The organism is Gordonia sp. NPDC057258, from assembly GCF_042668985.1.
In the GTDB taxonomy this organism is placed as follows: domain Bacteria; phylum Actinomycetota; class Actinomycetes; order Mycobacteriales; family Mycobacteriaceae; genus Gordonia; species Gordonia hongkongensis.
This window is the reverse complement of sequence record NZ_JBHUXZ010000007.1, coordinates 19,907-38,567: the sequence shown is the minus strand read 5'-3', so window position 1 is coordinate 38,567 and position 18,661 is coordinate 19,907. Positions and strand designations below refer to the sequence as shown.

At 69.6% G+C, this 18,661-nt stretch carries 15 protein-coding genes; 12 read left to right on the top strand and 3 right to left on the bottom strand.

The genetic code is table 11. The annotated features are described in order from the left end of the window. Positions 1-81: 81 nt before the first annotated feature. The 9 genes from ruvC to ACFUEJ_RS07300 all read left to right on the top strand — a co-directional run bounded on the left by ruvC (position 82) and on the right by ACFUEJ_RS07300 (position 10,753). Positions 82-651, top strand: a complete 570-nt coding sequence (gene ruvC, locus ACFUEJ_RS07340) for a crossover junction endodeoxyribonuclease RuvC (protein WP_058250269.1) — start codon at positions 82-84, stop codon at positions 649-651. Then, the gene (ruvA, locus tag ACFUEJ_RS07335) at positions 648-1,241 is read left to right on the top strand and encodes a Holliday junction branch migration protein RuvA (protein ID WP_338857507.1); all 594 of its coding nucleotides are present in this window, start codon (positions 648-650) and stop codon (positions 1,239-1,241) included. Before ruvC ends, ruvA begins: the two co-directional genes overlap by 4 nt. After that, entirely contained in the window at positions 1,242-2,330 is a 1,089-nt protein-coding gene (gene ruvB, locus ACFUEJ_RS07330; RefSeq protein WP_338857508.1) for a Holliday junction branch migration DNA helicase RuvB, read from the top strand. It abuts the gene before it with no gap. A gap of 148 nt (positions 2,331-2,478) precedes the next feature. Further along, positions 2,479-2,862, top strand: coding sequence for a preprotein translocase subunit YajC (gene yajC, locus ACFUEJ_RS07325; RefSeq protein ID WP_065632106.1), 384 nt, complete (start codon positions 2,479-2,481; stop codon positions 2,860-2,862). A 248-nt stretch (positions 2,863-3,110) separates the two neighbouring features. Further along, entirely contained in the window at positions 3,111-4,736 is a 1,626-nt protein-coding gene (gene secD / locus ACFUEJ_RS07320) for a protein translocase subunit SecD (protein WP_338857510.1), read from the top strand. Continuing rightward, positions 4,733-5,926, top strand: coding sequence for a protein translocase subunit SecF (secF, locus tag ACFUEJ_RS07315; RefSeq protein ID WP_058250274.1), 1,194 nt, complete (start codon positions 4,733-4,735; stop codon positions 5,924-5,926). The genes secD and secF overlap by 4 nt, the downstream gene beginning before the upstream one ends. A gap of 10 nt (positions 5,927-5,936) precedes the next feature. Continuing rightward, on the top strand, positions 5,937-7,670 hold the full coding sequence (locus ACFUEJ_RS07310; RefSeq protein ID WP_338857512.1) for an ABC transporter substrate-binding protein: 1,734 nt from the start codon (positions 5,937-5,939) through the stop codon (positions 7,668-7,670). A 16-nt stretch (positions 7,671-7,686) separates the two neighbouring features. After that, positions 7,687-8,262: an adenine phosphoribosyltransferase gene (locus tag ACFUEJ_RS07305; RefSeq protein WP_159371898.1), complete on the top strand. Its 576-nt coding sequence runs from the start codon at positions 7,687-7,689 to the stop codon at positions 8,260-8,262. A gap of 106 nt (positions 8,263-8,368) precedes the next feature. Then, positions 8,369-10,753, top strand: a complete 2,385-nt coding sequence (locus ACFUEJ_RS07300) for a bifunctional (p)ppGpp synthetase/guanosine-3',5'-bis(diphosphate) 3'-pyrophosphohydrolase (protein WP_205334110.1) — start codon at positions 8,369-8,371, stop codon at positions 10,751-10,753. A gap of 185 nt (positions 10,754-10,938) precedes the next feature. Here the strand turns inward: ACFUEJ_RS07300 and ACFUEJ_RS07295 are convergent, their stop codons facing one another. Next, on the bottom strand, positions 10,939-11,859 hold the full coding sequence (locus ACFUEJ_RS07295) for a peptidylprolyl isomerase (protein WP_058250323.1): 921 nt from the start codon (positions 11,857-11,859) through the stop codon (positions 10,939-10,941). Positions 11,860-12,045: 186 nt separating this feature from the next. Between ACFUEJ_RS07295 and ACFUEJ_RS07290 the strand changes: the two genes are divergently transcribed. Together ACFUEJ_RS07290 and hisS are read left to right on the top strand one after the other, a co-directional pair. Continuing rightward, complete coding sequence (locus tag ACFUEJ_RS07290; protein WP_205334345.1) at positions 12,046-12,786, top strand: MBL fold metallo-hydrolase; 741 nt, start codon at positions 12,046-12,048, stop codon at positions 12,784-12,786. Next, positions 12,783-14,048: a histidine--tRNA ligase gene (gene hisS, locus ACFUEJ_RS07285; RefSeq protein ID WP_205334344.1), complete on the top strand. Its 1,266-nt coding sequence runs from the start codon at positions 12,783-12,785 to the stop codon at positions 14,046-14,048. The genes ACFUEJ_RS07290 and hisS overlap by 4 nt, the downstream gene beginning before the upstream one ends. 88 nt (positions 14,049-14,136) lie before the next feature. Here hisS and ACFUEJ_RS07280 read toward each other — a convergent pair whose 3' ends face one another. Both ACFUEJ_RS07280 and ACFUEJ_RS07275 read right to left on the bottom strand, forming a co-directional pair. Beyond that, entirely contained in the window at positions 14,137-15,825 is a 1,689-nt protein-coding gene (locus ACFUEJ_RS07280) for a DUF885 domain-containing protein (protein WP_338857516.1), read from the bottom strand. Continuing rightward, complete coding sequence (locus ACFUEJ_RS07275; protein ID WP_065632116.1) at positions 15,822-16,679, bottom strand: neutral zinc metallopeptidase; 858 nt, start codon at positions 16,677-16,679, stop codon at positions 15,822-15,824. The genes ACFUEJ_RS07280 and ACFUEJ_RS07275 overlap by 4 nt, the downstream gene beginning before the upstream one ends. A gap of 142 nt (positions 16,680-16,821) precedes the next feature. On the opposite strand from ACFUEJ_RS07275, the gene aspS reads away from it, so the two are divergent. Then, entirely contained in the window at positions 16,822-18,633 is a 1,812-nt protein-coding gene (gene aspS / locus ACFUEJ_RS07270) for an aspartate--tRNA ligase (RefSeq protein WP_068972468.1), read from the top strand. Positions 18,634-18,661: the final 28 nt, after the last annotated feature.

Sequence of the window (18,661 nt, the reverse complement as noted above, 5' to 3'; positions counted from 1 at the left end):
TGTTGATCACCGGACTTGTCCGTCCTCCCCGATAAGATCTCGAACAACTGTTCGCAGATCACCATGCCTGGGAGGGTACGAGTGCGCGTCATGGGCGTCGATCCGGGTCTGACCCGGTGCGGTATCGCGCTGGTCGAGTCGGGTCGGGGACGGACGGTGACCGCCCTCGACGTGGACGTCGTGCGCACCCCCAGTGACATGGAACTCGCCGAGCGGTTGCTCGCGATCTACACCTCCGCGTGTCACTGGCTCGATGTGCACCAGCCCGACGTGGTGGCCATCGAGCGGGTCTTCGCGCAGAACCAGGTGTCCACGGCCATGGGGACCGCGCAGGCCGGCGGCGTCATCGCGCTCGCGGCGTCCCAGCGCGACGTACCGGTGCGCTTCCACACCCCGTCGGAGGTGAAGGCAGCGGTGACCGGCAGCGGACGAGCCGACAAGTCTCAGGTCACCGCGATGGTCACCCGGATTCTCGGCATGCAGACCAAACCACGTCCCGCCGACGCCGCGGATGCGCTCGCGCTCGCGATCTGTCATTGCTGGCGCGGACCCATGATGGAGCGGATGGCAGCCGCACAGAAGCAGGCCGACGCGGCCGCGGCCCGGCACCGCGCGCGGGTGGCCCAGGCACGAGAGGGGAGTCGCGCATGATCGCGTCAGTCCGCGGACCGGTGCTCGAGATCGCGCTCGACCATGCCGTGATCGATTGCGGGGGAGTGGGATACCGCGTGCTGGCGACGCCCGCGACGCTGTCCCGGCTGCGCCGCGGTGACGAGGCGACGCTGCTGACCTCGATGATCGTCCGCGAGGACTCGATGACGCTCTACGGCTTCACCGAACCCGACGCCCGTGCGCTGTTCGCGCTGCTGCAGACGGTCACCGGCGTCGGCCCGCGACTCGCGATGGCGACCCTCGCGGTCCTCGAGCCGGATGCGTTGCGACGCGCGCTCGCCGAATCGGACACCAAGTCACTGACCTCGGTACCCGGCATCGGCAAACGCGTGGCCGAACGGCTGTGCGTCGAACTGCGGGACAAGGTGGACCGGTCCACGGGCGAGGCGTCGACCGGTGTGACCGTCGTCGGCGGGATTCGCGAGCAGGTCGCCGAGGCGCTCGTCGGGCTCGGGTTCACCGCCGGTCCCGCGGAGAAGGCGGTCACGGCGGTATTGGCCGAGAATCCCGACGCCGATGCGTCCACCGCGCTGCGTCACTCGCTGTCACTGCTCGGCAAGGCGTCGTAGATGGGCGGCGATCCGGACGACGTCGACGACCGTGACGTGAGCGCGATGCCGGTGCGCTCCGACGGCGACCTCGACGCCGGTCTCCGTCCCCGGTCACTCGCCGATTTCATCGGACAGCCGCGGGTCTGCGAACAGCTCGAGCTGGTCCTGCACGGGGCCAAGGGCCGCGGTGGCACCCCCGACCACATCCTGCTGTCGGGACCTCCCGGGCTCGGCAAGACCTCGCTGGCCATGATCATCGCCTCGGAGATGGGCGCTGCCATCCGGGTGACCTCCGGTCCGGCACTCGAGCGCGCCGGCGACCTCGCGGCCATGCTGTCGAACCTCGTCGAGGGCGACGTGCTGTTCATCGACGAGATCCACCGCATCGCGCGCCCGGCCGAGGAGATGCTGTACCTCGCGATGGAGGACTTCCGTGTCGACGTCGTGGTCGGCAAGGGCCCGGGAGCGACCTCGATCCCGCTCGACGTCGCACCGTTCACGCTGGTCGGGGCGACAACACGGTCGGGGTCGCTGACCGGCCCGCTGCGCGACCGGTTCGGGTTCACCGCGCACATGGAGTTCTACGAGCCCGACGAACTCGTCCGGGTGCTGCACCGCTCGGCCGGGATCCTGGGCATGGAACTCCGCGGCGACGCCTCGGGCGAGATCGCGCGCCGGTCGCGGGGCACGCCCCGCATCGCGAACCGACTGCTCCGCCGGGTCCGCGACTACGCCGAGGTCCGGGGCGACGGGTCGATCACCGTGGACGTCGCCCGCGCGGCCCTCGCGGTCTACGACGTCGACGAACTCGGCTTCGATCGTCTGGACCGGGCGGTCCTCGACGCCTTGATCCGCGCCTTCGGCGGAGGGCCGGTCGGGGTGTCCACGCTGGCCGTGGCCGTCGGCGAGGAGCCGGCCACCGTGGAGGAGGTCTGCGAGCCGTTCCTGGTGCGCGCGGGCATGATCGCGCGGACGCCGCGCGGGCGGGTGGCCACCGCCGCCGCCTGGCATCACCTCGGACTCACCCCGCCCGCCGGTGCGATGAACGCCACCTTCGGGGTGCGTCCCCGCGACGTCGGCGCGGAGACGCTGTTCGATGACCTCTGACCGCACGGGCACCACCTGCGGGGATGAGCTCCGCGCAAGACGTGGCACACTGTGTGGAGCACAGCTGAGCTGATGCTGCCCGGATTCGTCCGGACAGGCCGCTCGCTCACGCCGCACCCACTGATACCCAAAGGACTGACTCGCACTCATGGACGCTCTGCTCTTCCCGCTTCTGCTCGCCCTGCTGGCCGGCTTCATGTTCCTGTCGATGCGGAAGCAGAAGAAGCGTGTGGCCGAGATGCAGGAGATGCAGAACTCGGTGTCCACCGGTACCCGCGTCCAGCTGACCTCGGGTCTCTTCGGAACCGTGATCGACGCGAGCTCGCCCGACGTCGTCGATGTCGAGATCGCCACCGGCGTGGTCACCCGCTGGAACCGGCTGGCCGTCATGCGCGTCGTCCCGACGGATGAGGCCGCGGCCACCTACGCCGGCCACGTCGCCCCGGAGATCGAGTCCGACGACTACGACGACGCCGACTCGGTCAGCCTGGACAAGCCCGCCACCGACGACGCGCGCGACAACGACAAGTAAGCCGCATCCGCGCCGCGTCGATCCACGACGCGGCGCGCCCATCCGTTTGCACCGCCTCCGACGCGCTTCCGGCGTGTCCCGGCCAGGAGTGGACGATGGGTCATGCCGGTCGGGCTGCTCGTCGGCCGGTTGACGCTCTCAAGGAGACCTGAACAGCTGTGACAACTCCCTCTCGGACTTCGGGGAAGGGCCGGACTGCAGGGAAGCGGTCGCGACCGGCTCGAGAGATCCCGCCGTGGCGTCCGCTCGTGGCCTTCATCGGCCTGCTCGCGGTCGTCTACGGACTGATCTTCTTCACCGGACCCCAGACCATCGAACCGAAGCTCGGTATCGACCTCCAGGGCGGTACGCGCGTCACGCTGACCGCGCGGACCGAGGACGGTCAGGCGGCGACCCGAGAGCAGCTCGATCAGGCCAAGCAGATCATCGAGCAGCGCGTGAACGGGCTCGGCGTCTCCGGTTCCGAGGTCGTCGTCAGCGGTGACAACCTGATCATCACGGTCCCCGGTCAGGACGGCGCGCAGGCCAAGTCACTCGGCCAGACGGCGCGCCTGTACGTCCGACCGGTCGTCGGGCAGCCGGCCATGGCGACTCCGCAACCGCCGAAGCCCGAGGATGCCGACGATCAGGCCGACGCCCTGCCGACCGAGGCCGCGGCAGCCGCCATCGACGAGCAGCGCAAGCTCCGTCAGGCGCCGGCGAACGCGACCCCGCAGCAGCTCGAGGCCCTGCAGCAGCAGATGGCGAAGATGGACTGCTCGCCGACGGCCAACGACCCGCTGCTGGGCAACGACCGCCCCGACCAGTACCTCGTGGCCTGCTCGACGGACGGCTCGGAGGTCTACCTCCTCGGCCCGGAGATCATCGACGGTCGCGACATCAAGAACGCGAACGCCGGTACCGATCCGCAGACCGGCGAATGGGTGGTGACCCTCGAATTCGAGGGTGAGGCCGCCAGCTTCTGGCCCAGGTACACCGCCGAGCAGGCCCCCAACCGGACCCAGACCGCCTTCACACTCGACTCGCGCGTCGTCTCGGCGCCGGCGATCAACGAGCCGATCCCGGGCGGTCAGACACGGATCAGCGGCGGTAGCGCCAGTCCGTTCACCGAGTCGTCGTCGAACGAGCTCGCCAACGTGCTGAAGTACGGCTCGCTGCCGTTGTCGTTCACCGCCTCCGACGCCGAGACGATCTCGGCGACACTGGGTCTCGCGTCGCTGCAGGCCGGTCTGATCGCCGGACTGGTGGGCCTGATCGCGGTGTTCATCTACGCCCTGGCCTACTACCGCATGCTCGGCATCCTGACGGTGCTGTCGCTGGTCCTCGCCGGGGCCATGGTGTACGGCATCATCGTGCTGCTCGGCCGCTGGATCGGGTTCACCCTCGACCTCGCCGGCATCGCGGGTCTGATCATCGGTATCGGTATGACCGCCGACTCGTTCGTCGTCTACTTCGAACGCATCAAGGACGAGATGCGCGAGGGGCGCAGCTTCCGGTCCGCGGTGCCCCGCGGTTGGGCGAGCGCGCGCCGCACGATCTGGTCCGGCAATGCGGTGAGCTTCATCGCCGCCGCCGTCATCTACATCCTGGCGATCGGCGAGGTCCGCGGCTTCGCGTTCACGTTGGGTCTCACGACGATCCTCGACGTCATGGTCGTGTTCCTGGTGACCCATCCGCTGGTCGTCTACGCGAGCCGTTCGACGTTCCTGTCGAAGCCGAGCGTCAACGGACTCGGGGCGATCAGCGAGGTCGCCCGCCAGCGTCGCGTCGCCGCCCACCGGCAAGCGGGTGCGGCCACCGCCGGCACGTCTGCGTCGCCGACGGACGCCGACGACACCACTGACGCCACTCGGGAGAAGGGGACCGTGCGATGACCGGGCCGGACAACAAGGCAACCGGCGACTCGGCCGTCCTCGACGCCGACAAGGCGCAGCCCGGCGCGGACGCCGACTTCGTCGCCGATCGCAACCGCTCGTTCCTGTCCCGGCTCTACACCGGTACCGGTGCCTTCGAGATCGTCGGACGCCGCCGCATGTGGTACGGCGTCACCGCGGCGATCCTGCTGATCTGCCTGGCCTCGATCGGAATCCGCGGATTCACCCTCGGTATCGACTTCGAGGGCGGTACCCAGATGTCGGTGCCGGTTGTCTCCTCGGAGATCACCGCGGAGTCCGTCGAAGAAGTTGTCACCGCGACCCTCGGCGAGGCGCCCGAATCGGTACAGACCGCGGGAGCCGGTGGCAGCCAGACGGTCCAGGTGCGCACCGAGACCCTCGATCTCGCCCAGGCGGAATCGGTGACGCGCGCGCTCGCCGACGAATTCGGTCCCGAACTCGCGCCCGCCGAGGTGAGCATCTCGGATGTGAGCTCGACGTGGGGCAGCGAGATCACCGAGCGCATGCTGATCGCGCTGGCCGTGTTCCTGGTCATCGTCTTCGTCTACATCGCGGTGCGATTCGACCGGGAGATGTCCATCGCGGCGATGGGGTCGCTGTTCTTCGACCTGATCGTGACCGCCGGTATCTACTCGCTCGTCGGGTGGGAGGTCACCCCGGCGACCGTCATCGGCCTGCTCACCATCCTCGGCTTCTCGATCTACGACACGGTGGTCGTGTTCGACAAGATCTCCGAGAACACCCGCTCGGTGCTCCAGACCACCCGGCGCACCTACGCCGAACAGGCCAACCTGGGTGTGAACCAGACCCTCATGCGATCGATCAACACCACCGTCATCTCGGTGCTGCCGATCATCGCGCTGATGGTCATCGCGGTCTGGCTGCTCGGCGTCGGAACGCTCAAGGATCTCGGGCTGATCCAGCTCGTCGGTGTCCTCGTCGGTACGTTCTCGTCGGTCTTCCTCGCCGCGCCGCTCCTGGCGACACTGAAGGAACGTCGCCCCGACATCGGCCGGCACACCGAGAAAGTCCTCCGACGTCGCGCGGGGCTCCCGTCCGACGAGCCGCGGCCGGTCCGGACGCGCCGTGGGGCGTCCGCCGGGGCAGCAGTCGACACCGACGACGCGGACCGCGCGGTCCCGACCGGCAAACGCCGCCGCAACCGCTAGTCTCTGCGACGTGAGCGTTGGACGCCGGGAGTTCGTCAGGGTCCTGAGTCTCCTCGTCGGGCTCGTCACGGTCGCCGGGCTGGTGACTGCCTGCGGCGACGACGGGCCGCCGACGATCGACTACGTGGTCGACGCGCGGATCACGACCTACAACGCGAACACGGTGAGCGGCAACGCCGATGGTGTCCTCATGGCGACCACCCGGTTGCTGCCCGGCTTCAGTCTGCTGGGCCCGGCCGGCCAGGTCATCCCGGATCGCGACGTCGGCACGGTCACCCAGGTGCCCGGCCGCGTGCCGACCCTGCGGTATGACTTCAACCCCGAGGCGGTCTTCTCCGACGGGGTGGCCCTCGACTGCGACGACCTCGTGCTCGCCTGGGCGGCGATGAGCGGACGGCTGCCCGGCTTCACCCCGGCGACCACGGCCGGCTATCGCGACATCGATTCGGTGGACTGCGCGGCCGGCGACAAGAGCGCGACCGTCACCTTCTCGCCCGGACGGGAGTACCGGAACTGGCTGTCGCTCTTCGGCGCCGGGGCGATGATGCCGGCGCATGTGGTGGCCCGCGTGGCCGGCCTCTCCGACGTCATCGACCCGATCCGGGCGATGGACCGGGCCGCCGTCGGACGCATCGCGGACGCATGGAACACCGGCTTCGACCTGACGTTCGGACCGGTCGATCACGCGCACTATCCCGCGTCGGGTCCGTATCGCATCGACCGGTACTCGCGCTCGGGCGGACTCGTCCTGGTGCCCAACGACGAGTGGTGGGGCGACAAGCCGGAGACCTCGCGCATCGTCGTCTGGGGGCGCGGGACCGACGCGACCCGCCGGCTCCCCGACGGGCGGTTCGACGTCGTCGACGTGACGGCCGGCCTTGTCGACGGTGACATCGCCGGTTCGGCGGGGGCCGCCGGGTCGTCCTCGCCGGCGCGCGCGCTGGGCGTCGAGGAACTCGTCCTGGCGGGCCGCGGCTTGTTCGGCGATGTCCGGATGCGCCGGGCGTTCGCCTCCTGCGTCCCGCGAGCCGACCTCGCGCGCGATTTCGGCGCCGGCGCGCAGGTCTGGAATCTCCGGGTGCTCTCCCCGGCAGACAATCTGGCCGCACAGATGAACACCGAATTCGGCCAGGCCTATCAGCGGCCGGACATCGAACGAGCGCGCGGACTCGTCCGGGCGGCCACCGGGCAGGGCGCGGTACAGGACCCGGCCGGCGGCGAGGCGGCCGGTTCGGAGGTCGCGCTGCGACCGCGGACGGTACGCATCGGCTACGTCGCACCGACTCCACGGTGGCAGCAGATGACCGCGGCGATCGCGGCGTCGTGCCGCGCCGCCGGGATCGTCGTCGAGGACGCGTCCTCACCCGAGCTGCGACCCGACGCGCTCGGCCGCGACGTCGACGCACTCATCGTCGCCGGGGGCGCGTCATTCGCCGCGGCCGGTGCTGCCGACCCGAGCCGGGACGCCTACGCGTTGCGCGGCGGAGACCCGTTGAACCTGTCCGGCATCCGGGAGCCGATGGTGAGTCGGGGAGTGGATCAGCTCGCGACGACCGTCTCGGCGCCCGACCGACTCCGTCTGGCCCGGTCCATCGAGAACGCGACCTGGGCGACGATGCCGTCGGTGCCCCTCTTCGCGGCGCCGCGGATACGGCAGTGGAAGGATCGGGTGGGCAACGTGGTGGCCGGTCTCGGCCGCGACGGCACCGGATGGAACATGGATCGGTGGACGATCCGTGGCTGAGCAGGGGAGTGAAGCGATGGGTGGTGTCGTGCCCGACCGTACGGCGGAGGCGGTCTCGCGAGCGCAGGCGGCGATCGCCGAACACGCTCGCCTCGTCGACGACTTCCCGGCTCCCGGAATCGCTTTCAAGGACCTGACACCGGTCCTCGCGGACCCGGAAGGGCTGTCGACGATCGTCACCGCGCTGACCCATGGCTGTTCGTCGATTGACCTCGTGGCCGGCATCGACGCCCGCGGGTTCCTGCTGGGCGGCGCGGTCGCGCGTGAGCTCCAGGTCGGGGTGCTGGCGGTCCGCAAGGGCGGCAAGCTGCCGCCGCCGGTCCTCGCCATCGACTACAGCCTCGAATACGGACAGGCCACGCTCGAGATCCCGGCCGACGGCCTCGACCTCACCGGCCGGCGTGTCCTGCTCGTCGACGATGTGCTCGCCACCGGCGGGACGGCGGTCGCCGCAGCCGAACTGCTCCACCGTGCGGGTGCGCACGTCGTCGGGGTCGCGGTGATCATGGAACTCGCGGGTCTCGGCGGCCGGGACACGATCGCCCGCGGCCTCGGACCGGACGTTCCCGTTCATGCGGTCGCGCTGGACTGACGGCGTCGACCCGGTCATGGGCGGGCGCGACTAGAATCGGCTGAGCCCGCCCGGCAGGCCGGACGGGTCACCGTATGCCGACAGACAACCGTGAGGAGGAGCGCTGATGCCCGATGAATCCGACACGGCGCAGCGTGGCGTGAATCCCGCGGGCACCCCGGACGCCGGCGCGACGTCGGCCGAGACCGTCGACCGGCCGAACGCACCGGCCGCGGTCGGCTCCATCCAGCCGGGTGCGTCGGCCTCACGCCGGGTGCGCGCCCGCCTCGCGCGCCGCATGACCGCGACCCGCAGCCAGGTCCGGCCGGTCCTCGAACCGCTGGTCACCCTGCACCGCGAGATCTACCCGAAGGCCGACGTGGCGTTGCTGCAGCGCGCCTACGACGTCGCCGACGAACGGCACAGCGGCCAGAAGCGCAAGTCCGGCGATCCCTACATCACCCATCCGCTGGCGGTCGCCACGATCCTCGCCGATCTGGGCATGGACACCACCACACTCATCGCGGCGCTGCTGCACGACACGGTCGAGGACACCGGCTACTCCCTGCAGGCGCTGGAGAAGGACTTCGGACCCGAGGTCGCACACCTCGTCGACGGCGTGACCAAGCTCGACAAGGTCGCCCTCGGCAGCGCCGCGGAGGCCGAGACCATCCGCAAGATGATCATCGCGATGGCGCGCGATCCGCGCGTTCTCGTCATCAAGGTCGCCGACCGGTTGCACAACATGCGCACGATGCGCTTCCTGCCGCCGGAGAAGCAGGCGCGCAAGGCTCGCGAGACCCTGGAAGTCATTGCGCCACTTGCTCATCGACTCGGCATGGCGACGGTCAAATGGGAACTCGAGGACTTGTCGTTCGCGATCCTGCATCCCAAGCGCTACGAGGAGATCGTGCGGCTGGTCGCCGACCGCGCTCCGTCCCGCGACACATATCTCGCGCGGGTGCGCGCCGACATCAACAACGCGCTGGCCGGGGCGCGTATCAACGCCACCGTGGAGGGGCGGCCCAAGCACTACTGGTCGATCTATCAGAAGATGATCGTCAAGGGCCGCGACTTCGACGACATCCACGACCTCGTCGGGATGCGCATCCTCTGCGAGGAGGACCGCGACTGCTACGCCGCCGTCGGTGTCGTGCACTCGCTGTGGCAACCCATGGCCGGGCGCTTCAAGGACTACATAGCCCAGCCGCGGTTCGGCGTCTACATGTCGCTGCACACCACCGTGATCGGACCCGAGGGCAAACCGCTCGAGGTGCAGATCCGCACGCACGAGATGCACCGCACGGCCGAGTTCGGGATCGCCGCGCACTGGCGCTACAAGGAGAACGGCTACCGCAAGTCGGGCAAGAAGTCCGACACCGCCGAGATCGACGACATGGCCTGGATGCGCCAGCTGCTCGACTGGCAGCGGGAGGCCGCGGACCCGGGCGAGTTCCTGGAGTCGCTGCGCTACGACCTCGCCGTGCGCGAGATCTTCGTGTTCACCCCGAAGGGCGACGTCATCACCCTGCCCGCCGGATCGACCCCGGTCGACTTCGCCTACGCGGTCCACACCGAGGTCGGGCACCGCTGTATCGGCGCGCGCGTCAACGGCCGGCTGGTCGCGCTCGAGCGCACGCTCGAGAACGGCGAGGTGGTGGAGGTGTTCACCTCCAAGGCGCCGACCGCGGGTCCGTCGAAGGACTGGCAGACGTTCGTGGTCTCGCCGCGCGCCAAGGCCAAGATCCGGCAGTGGTTCGCCAAGGAGCGACGCGAGGAGGCCCTCGAGGCCGGCAAGGACGCGATCGCCAAGGAGGTCCGCCGCGGCGGGCTCCCGCTCCAGCGGCTCCTCAGCGCGGAATCGATGTCGGCGATCGCCCGCGAGTTGCGCTACACCGACGTCACCGCGCTCTACACCGCGGTCGGTGAGAACCACGTCTCCGCACGGCATGTCGTCAACCGGCTGGTCGCCTCACTGGGTGGCATCGAGGACGCCGAAGAGGCGATCGCCGAGCGGTCGACGCCGTCGACGATGCCCACCCGGGCACGCCAGGGCGGCGACGCGGGCGTCATGGTCGACGGCATCGACAACGTCGTGATCAAACTCGCCAAGTGCTGCACCCCGGTGCCCGGCGACGACATCCTCGGTTTCGTCACCCGCGGCGGCGGGATCAGCGTGCACCGCACCGACTGCACCAACGCCGAATCGCTTCGGCAGCAGGAGGAACGAATTCTCGACGTGTCCTGGGCCCCGTCGCCGGAATCGGTGTTCCTGGTGGCGATCCAGGTGGAGGCGCTCGACCGGCACCGGCTGCTGTCGGACGTGACCAAGGTGCTCGCCGACGAACGCGTCAACATCCTGTCCGCGTCGGTGACGACGAGCCGGGACCGGGTGGCCATCAGCAAGTTCACCTTCGAGATGGGCGACCCGAAGCATCTCGGGCACGTGCTCAACGTGGTGCGCAACGTCGAAGGAGTCTACGACGTCTACCGGGTGACCTCGGCGGCGTGATCGGGAGGCTCTGTTCTGATTCGCCAGCCCACTCCCTCTGCTCCCTGAGGTGCGAGCGAAGCGAGCCACGAAGGGCCGGGTGAGCTGCCTCGCCAGGCCCTTCGTGGCTTGTCGCTCGCGCTCCTCGCACCTCAGGGATCACGGGTTTCGAGGTTCTTTTGGATTAGGGATCAGAGTCCCGGCGCCTAGTTGATCGTGGCCGTCTCGATGGTCACCGGGAGCTTCGGCTCGCCGTCCCCGGGCTGACTGCCGATCGGGCCGGGGTTGATGCCGCCGGCGTAGACCTTGTCGAGCACCGCGAGTCCGGGTTCGTCGACCTTGCCGACGATCGAGTAGTCCGGGCCCAACTGGCTGTCGTTGATCACGATGAAGAGCTGGCTGGACCCGGTGTTCGGGTTCTGCCCGCCCTGGCTGCTGTTGGCGATCGCGATGGTGCCGCGCGGGTAGATGACGGGCTGCGAACCGGTCGTCGGATCCGGCTGCCCGACCGTCTGCAGATCGGTCGGCGGCTCGTCGGGGCTGGTCCAACCGGGCCCGCTCATGCCGGTGCCGGTGGGGTCGCCGCACTGCAGGATCTTCAGCGTCTCGCTGGTGGTCATGCGGTGGCAGGTGGAGTCGTCGTAGAACTTGTTCTCGATCAACGAGGTGACCGCAGCCGTGTTGCACGGCGCGCCATCGCGTTCGAGCGTGATCGGTAGGGTGCCCTGGGAGGTGACGAACGTGGCCTTCTCGGTGCCCGACTTGAGGACGCGCTCGTCGGGCTTGGGCGAGGTGCGCTCGTTCTCCGCGGCCGCCTTCAGCTCGTCGAGTTCGGCTTGGTACTGCGCTCGCTGATCGGCCGGGACGTTGTCGGGCACCTGATCGGGCAGCTGGTCGAAGCGGCTCGGGGAGTCCTCGTAGGCGCAGGTCGTCCAGCGTGCGGCCTCGCGGTCGTCCATGATCTTCTTCACCACGACGGCGGTCACGCCCGCGACCACGGCGACCACGACGGCGGTCGAGACGGAGGCGATGACGATCTTCCGCTTGCGCCGGGCGAGGCGCTCGGTCTCGAGGCGTTCTTCGAGCTTCCGCTTCGCCGCCTCGCGGCGCTCCTCATTGGTGGACACGCGGGTGGATCCTCCTGAAACCTCGGCATGGCTGTGCCGACATCGTCGTGGATGTCACTTACTCGGGGGCAAGTGTGCCAGTTGTACCTGAGAACGGGGTGCGGCGGGTCGCGAGCCATGCCGCCTACGCAACAATGGACACCGACGTGTGTGCGTCGTCCTGTCCGCGCCGACCCGAGGAGCAGCATGCTCATCACCGGATTCCCCGCCGGGATGTTCCAGACAAACTGCTACATCGTCGCCGCCGAGGCGGGATCGGAGGCGGTGATCATCGATCCGGGCCAGGATGCGGCGCCGCGGGTCCGGGAACTGCTCGCCGAACACGACCTCACCCCGGTGGCGGTGCTGCTCACGCACGGTCACCTCGACCACACCTGGAACGCGACGGAACTCTGCGACGAGTACTCGATCCCGGCCTACATCCATCCCGCGGATCGTCCGATGCTCGCCGATCCCGGTCTCGGCATCGGACGGGCGTTGGGCGCGATGATCGGCGACCAGGTGTTCACCGAGCCGGAGAAGGTGGTCGAGTTCGCCGACGGCGAGTCGGTGGAACTCGCCGGGGTCTCCTTCTCGGTCGATCTCGCGCCCGGGCACACACAGGGCTCGGTGCTGCTCGGCGTCGACGTCGACGTGCCGGACGAGGCCCGGGATCAGGCCGGGCCCGACACGCCGTCGGTGGTCGGGGTCTGCTTCTCCGGTGACGTATTGTTTGCCGGTTCGATCGGCCGGACGGATCTCCCCGGGGGCAACCATCAGCAGTTGCTCGACTCGATAGCGGCGAAACTCCTGCCGCTGCCCGCGGAGACGCTGGTCCTGCCCGGCCACGGACCCCAGACCACCATCGGCCAGGAGAGTGCGAGCAATCCCTTCCTGGCCGGCCTCGAGCACCAGAGCACGCGACCGAAGGGAAGACACGGACTGTGAGCGGAGCATTTCAGGCCCCCCGGGGCATCCCGGACTACTTCCCGCCGAACTCGGCGGACTTCCGGAGGGTCCGGGACACGCTCACCGACGCGGCGCGTCGTGCCGGCTACGGCCACATCGAACTGCCGGTGTTCGAGGACACCGCGCTGTTCGCACGCGGGGTCGGGGAGTCGACCGATGTCGTGAGCAAGGAGATGTACACCTTCGCCGACCGCGGCGACCGCTCGGTGACGCTGCGTCCCGAGGGCACCGCGGGCGTGGTGCGCGCGGTGATCCAGCACGGTCTCGACCGCGGCCAGCTACCGGTGAAGGTCTGCTACGCCGGGCCGTTCTTCCGCTATGAGAAGCCGCAGACCGGCCGGTATCGCCAGCTGCAGCAGGTCGGCGTCGAGGCGATCGGTGTCGACGACCCTGCGCTCGACGCCGAGGTCATCGCGATCGCCGACGAGGGCTATCGCCGACTCGGTCTGACAGGGTTCCGCCTCGAGATCACCTCGCTGGGTGACGACGAGAGCCGGCCGCGCTATCGAGAGGCGTTGCAGGAGTTCCTGTTCGGGCTCGATCTCGACGAGGCCACCCGGATGCGCGCCGAGATCAACCCGCTGCGTGTCCTCGACGACAAGCGGCCCGAGATCAAGGCGGCGACCGCAGGCGCACCGCTGCTCATCGACTATCTGTCCGACGACGCGAAGGCGCACTTCGACCTCGTCCTGGCGCACCTGGACCGGCTGGGTGTCGTCTACGAGATCAACCCGCGTCTGGTGCGCGGCCTGGACTACTACACGAAGACTACGTTCGAATTCGTCCACGACGGTCTCGGTGCGCAGTCGGGCATCGGCGGCGGCGGGCGCTACGACGGTCTGATGCGACAGCTGGGCGCCAAGCAGGATCTGTCGGGCATCGGGTTCGGGATCGGCGTCGACCGGACGATGCTGGCGCTGGAGGCCGAGGGTGTCGCGGGCACCGAGGCGGCCCGCTGCCAGGTCTTCGGAGTGCCGCTGGGCTCGGCGGCCAAAGCCGAACTCGTCGGTGTCGCAGGCGCTCTGCGCGCCGCCGGGATCAGTGTCGACCTGGCTTACGGCGATCGTGGCCTCAAGGGCGCGATGAAGGCGGCCGACCGTTCGGGGGCGCGGCTGGCGCTGGTGCTCGGGGAGAACGAACTCGCCGAGCGCCGGCTGGAGATCAAGGACCTGAGCAACGGCGAACAGCACCGGGTCGCCCTGGACGACTTGGTCGCCGAGGTCCGTCGTCTCCTGGGCTGAGGTCAGCGCATACATTCGCAGCTGAAAACCGCCCAGTGCAGGACCGGCGACTGCTCAAAGGCGTCGGCGAAGCTGCGGAGGGTGGTTTTCAGCGGCGCGTCTCCTGGTCCTCGCCGGCGACCTCGGCCGCGAGGACGTCCAGCGAGACACCGCCGAGAGCCAGTGCGCGCGAATGGAAGTCCTTGAGCGTCCAGTCCGGGTGCCGGCGGAGGGCGGCGGTACGCGTCTGCTCCCACACGCGCTGGCCGAGCGCATACGAGGGCGCCTGGCCGGGCCAGCCCAGATAGCGGTCGAGTTCGAAGCGCAGCACGGCGTGGTCCATCGCGACCGACGAGGTCAGGAACGTCCAGGCCTTGTCGGCGTCCCAGATCCCGCCGCCGAGGGACTCCGGCGCGGGCAGGCGGCAGTGGACGCCGATGTCGACCACGACCCGCGCGGCCCGCAGCCGCTGCGAGTCGAGCATCCCCATACGGTCGCCCGGGTCCTCGAGCCAGCCGAGCTCGTCCATCAGGCGTTCGGCGTAGAGCGCCCAGCCCTCGCCGTGTCCGGAGGTGAACGACGCGAGCTTGCGCCAGGCGTTGAGGTCGGGGTCGACGATCGCTGATCCGAGCTGGAGATGATGCCCGGGCACGCCCTCGTGGTAGACCGTCGTCTTCTCCTGCCAGGTGTGGAAGACGGTCTGGTCGTCGGGCACCGCCCACCACATCCGTCCCGGACGGGAGAGATCCTCGCTGGGCTGGGTGTAGTAGATGATCCCGGTCGACGACGGGGCGAGCCGACACTCCAGCCGGGACAGCCGGGCCGGGAGGTCGAAGTGCGTGCCCGCCAGACCGGCGACCGCCGCGTCGGACGTCGCCTGCATCCAGTCGACGAATTCCGCGCGATCGTGGATCTGGTACTGCGGCTGACGATCCAGCCAGGCGAGCGTCGCCGCGACCCCCTGTCCGGGGAGCAGACCCTCCGCGATCTCCTGCTGCTCGGCGACGATCTGCTGCAACCGGGTCATCGCCCAGGCATAGGCGTCGTCGGGGTCGGCGTCGGCGCCCAGGTAGGCCGGCAGGTGCAGCAGGTAGCGGTCGCGGCCGACCGCGTCGTCGTCGACGGCCTGGGCGAGAACGCCGGTGCGCAGGTAGTGGGCGAAGGTCCCGAACGAGGTCCGGGCCGCGTCGAGCGCGGTGGCGAGGGTGCCGGCCAGCGCCGGGTCGGCCGCGATCGGTGCGGTGTTGCCGGCGATGGCGTCGGCCGCGGTGTCGGCCTGCCGGGCGACCGCCGCCACCTGTCGACGGGCCGGCGGCGGACCGTGACGAAGTCGGTGGGCGAGGCCGTCGACGACGTCGGTGAGCGACGCCGGGATCGCGGTGAGGCGGGACAAGAAGGTCTCCCGCTGCTCGCGGGTGTCGGTGGGCATGAGGTCGAAGACGTCGCGCAGCGCCTGCAACGGTGACGCGATGACATTGCAGTTGCCGATGTGCTCGCCCGCGTCGGCGAGTGCGAGCTCGCGACGCAGCGAGGCGCTCATGGTCGCGACGGTGACGCGGTCGATGGCATCGACGACGTCGGCGCCGCCCAGGGCGGAGAGGGTGCCGGCGGCGACCTCGGCGCGTTCGGCGCACCCCTGCGCGGAGAAGTCGGTCAGCCGGTCGTCATGCCCGCCGCGCCCGATCTCGGTGGCGAACAGCGGATCGAGCGCGCACAACCGGTCCAGGTGCGCCTCGGCGATCGCGTCGACGGCGGTGGGCCTGCGCGGGCCGGTCCCGCCGGGGTCGGTGGCGTTCACAGGTCGTCGGTGGCGAAGGTGTCGCAGCGATCCGGATCGCCCGACTGGTAGCCGACGGTGAACCACCGCGTGCGTTGGGCGGCCGAACCATGAGTCCAGCCCTCGGGATTGGAGCCCGCGCCCTGGATGGTGTCGTCGCCGATGGCCTTCGCGGTCTGGATGACCGTCGCGATCTGCTCCTCGGTGATGGGCGCGAGGAGGGCGTCGGGGCCGTCGTCGGCGTGATGGGCCCACACCCCGGCGAGGCAGTCGGCCTGCAATTCGACCCGTACCGAACCCGATCGCGGTCCCTGCGAACCCATCCGCTGACCCTTGGCGAGGGCGCCGGTGAGGTTCTGCACGTGGTGTCCGTACTCGTGGGCCACGACGTACTCCTGCGCGAGGGGCCCGTCGCTGCCGCCCATGCGACGCAGCTGGGCGAAGAACGTCGGATCGAAGTACGCCGTCGAATCGGCGGGGCAGTAGAACGGGCCGGTCGCCGAACTCGCCGCGCCGCACCCGGTGTTCACCGCGTCGGAGAAGATGACCGTCTGCGGTGGCTCGTACTCGGGCCACAGATCCGACCACACCGTGTCGACGCTGACGGTGGTCGCCTTGATCCGGCAGATCGTGTTCTCGTTGGCCATCTCATAGGTGCACTCGTCCAGTTGCTGCTGGATCTGCGCGGCGTCCGACGAGGTGCCGGGTGTCGGGCCACCGGCGCCGAGCAGATCGCCGGGGTTCACCCCGAAGAACAGCGCGACGATCGTGATGAGGAGTCCCGCGCCGCCGCCCAGCGCGATCCGGCCCCCACCGCCTCCACCGCCGCCGGAGACGCTGCCGGTGTCGATCGATCCGCTGCCTTGGAAGGTCACGCGGCCATTCTGGCACGATCGTCACCCGCCCTTCGCTGCCTCGGCGAAGGTATGCGATTGACGGCCGGGGGCGCGGATACGGCACCATGGACACCTGGTCTGCGTTTCCGCCGACCGATTTCGACTCCTGGAAGGATTCTCAGTGCTCCGCACGCATTCCGCAGGTTCGCTGCGCCGCGCCGACGCGTCGCAGACCGTCACCGTCGCCGGGTGGGTCGCACGCCGACGCGACCACGGTGGCGTGGTCTTCATCGACCTGCGCGACGCCACCGGACTGGTCCAGGTGGTCTTCCGCGACGAGTCGGTCGCGCCGGCCGCCCACCGTCTGCGCGCCGAGTACTGCGTCACCGTGACCGGCGTCGTCGAGGTGCGTCCCGAGGGCAGCGAGAACCCCAACCTGAGCTCCGGCGAGATCGAGATCAACGCCGTCGAGCTCGAGGTCCTCAACGAGTCGGCGCCGCTGCCGTTCCAGCTCGACGAGTCGCCGGGCGAGGAGGCGCGCCTGCGTCACCGCTACCTCGACCTGCGGCGTGTGGGGCCCAGCGCGGCGCTCCGCCTGCGGTCCAAGGCGAACGCGGCGGCGCGCGGCGTGCTCGCCGCCCACGACTTCACCGAGATCGAGACGCCCACGCTGACCCGGTCGACGCCGGAAGGTGCACGTGACTTCCTGGTTCCGGCGCGCCTGCAGCCCGGCACCTTCTACGCCTTGCCGCAGAGCCCGCAGCTGTTCAAGCAGCTGCTGATGGTCGCGGGCATGGAGCGGTACTACCAGATCGCGCGCTGCTACCGCGACGAGGACTTCCGCGCCGACCGGCAGCCGGAGTTCACCCAGCTCGACATCGAGATGAGCTTCGTCGACCAGGACGACGTCATCGCTGTCGCCGAGGAGATCCTCGTCGCGCTGTGGAAGCTCATCGGCGTCGACATCACCACCCCGATCCCGCGGATGACCTACGCCGATGCGATGCGCCGATTCGGTTCGGACAAGCCGGATCTGCGCTTCGGTATCGAACTCGTCGAGTGTGCGGAGTACTTCAAGGACACCCCGTTCCGCGTGTTCCAGGCACCGTACGTCGGAGCGGTCGTCATGCCCGGCGGTGCGTCGCAGCCGCGCCGCCAGCTCGATGCATGGCAGGAATGGGCGAAGCAGCGCGGGGCACGCGGTCTTGCGTACGTCCTCATCGCCGAAGACGGGACCCTCAGCGGGCCGGTCGCCAAGAACCTCTCCGAGGAGGAGCGCTCCGGTCTGGCCGCCCATGTCGGCGCCGAGCCGGGTGACTGCGTGTTCTTCGGTGCGGGAGAGGTGAAGTCGACCCGCGCCCTGCTCGGTGCCGCGCGCGGTGAGATCGCCTCGAAGCTCGGGCTCATCAAGGACGGGGACTGGGCGTTCACCTGGGTGGTGGACGCGCCGATGTTCGAGCCGGTTGCCGACGCGACCGCGTCCGGCGATGTCGCACTGGGACATTCGGCCTGGACCGCGGTGCACCATGCGTTCACCTCGCCCAAGCCGGAGTCGATCGACGCCTTGGAGTCCGATCCGGGTTCGGCCCTGGCCTACGCCTACGACATCGTGTGCAACGGCAACGAGATCGGCGGCGGATCGATCCGTATCCATCGGCGGGACGTGCAGGAGCGCGTCTTCGAGATCATGGGCATCGGCCACGACGAGGCGCAGGAGAAGTTCGGCTTCCTGCTCGACGCCTTCGCGTACGGCGCTCCGCCCCACGGCGGCATCGCCTTCGGATGGGACCGCATCACCGCACTGCTCGCCGGCGAGTCGTCCATCCGCGAGGTCATCGCGTTCCCCAAGTCGGGTGGCGGTGTCGACCCGCTCACCGACGCCCCCGCGGCGATCACCCCGCAGCAGCGCAAGGAATCGGGGATCGACGCCAAGCCAGCACCGCGGGGCGGCGCCGACCAGAAGGATGCCGACCAGAAGGATGCCGACCAGTAAGACGCCGGGAGCACTGCCTGAGCCGAAA

What these genes read in the sequence shown, in the direction of transcription:
- ruvA (WP_338857507.1), top strand. Translation starts at nt 648, where the DNA reads ATGATCGCGTCAGTCCGCGGACCGGTGCTCGAGATCGCGCTCGACCAT.
- ruvB (WP_338857508.1), top strand. Translation starts at nt 1,242, where the DNA reads ATGGGCGGCGATCCGGACGACGTCGACGACCGTGACGTGAGCGCGATG.
- yajC (WP_065632106.1), top strand. Translation starts at nt 2,479, where the DNA reads ATGGACGCTCTGCTCTTCCCGCTTCTGCTCGCCCTGCTGGCCGGCTTC.
- secF (WP_058250274.1), top strand. Translation starts at nt 4,733, where the DNA reads ATGACCGGGCCGGACAACAAGGCAACCGGCGACTCGGCCGTCCTCGAC.
- ACFUEJ_RS07305 (WP_159371898.1), top strand. Translation starts at nt 7,687, where the DNA reads ATGGGTGGTGTCGTGCCCGACCGTACGGCGGAGGCGGTCTCGCGAGCG.
- ACFUEJ_RS07300 (WP_205334110.1), top strand. Translation starts at nt 8,369, where the DNA reads ATGCCCGATGAATCCGACACGGCGCAGCGTGGCGTGAATCCCGCGGGC.
- ACFUEJ_RS07290 (WP_205334345.1), top strand. Translation starts at nt 12,046, where the DNA reads ATGCTCATCACCGGATTCCCCGCCGGGATGTTCCAGACAAACTGCTAC.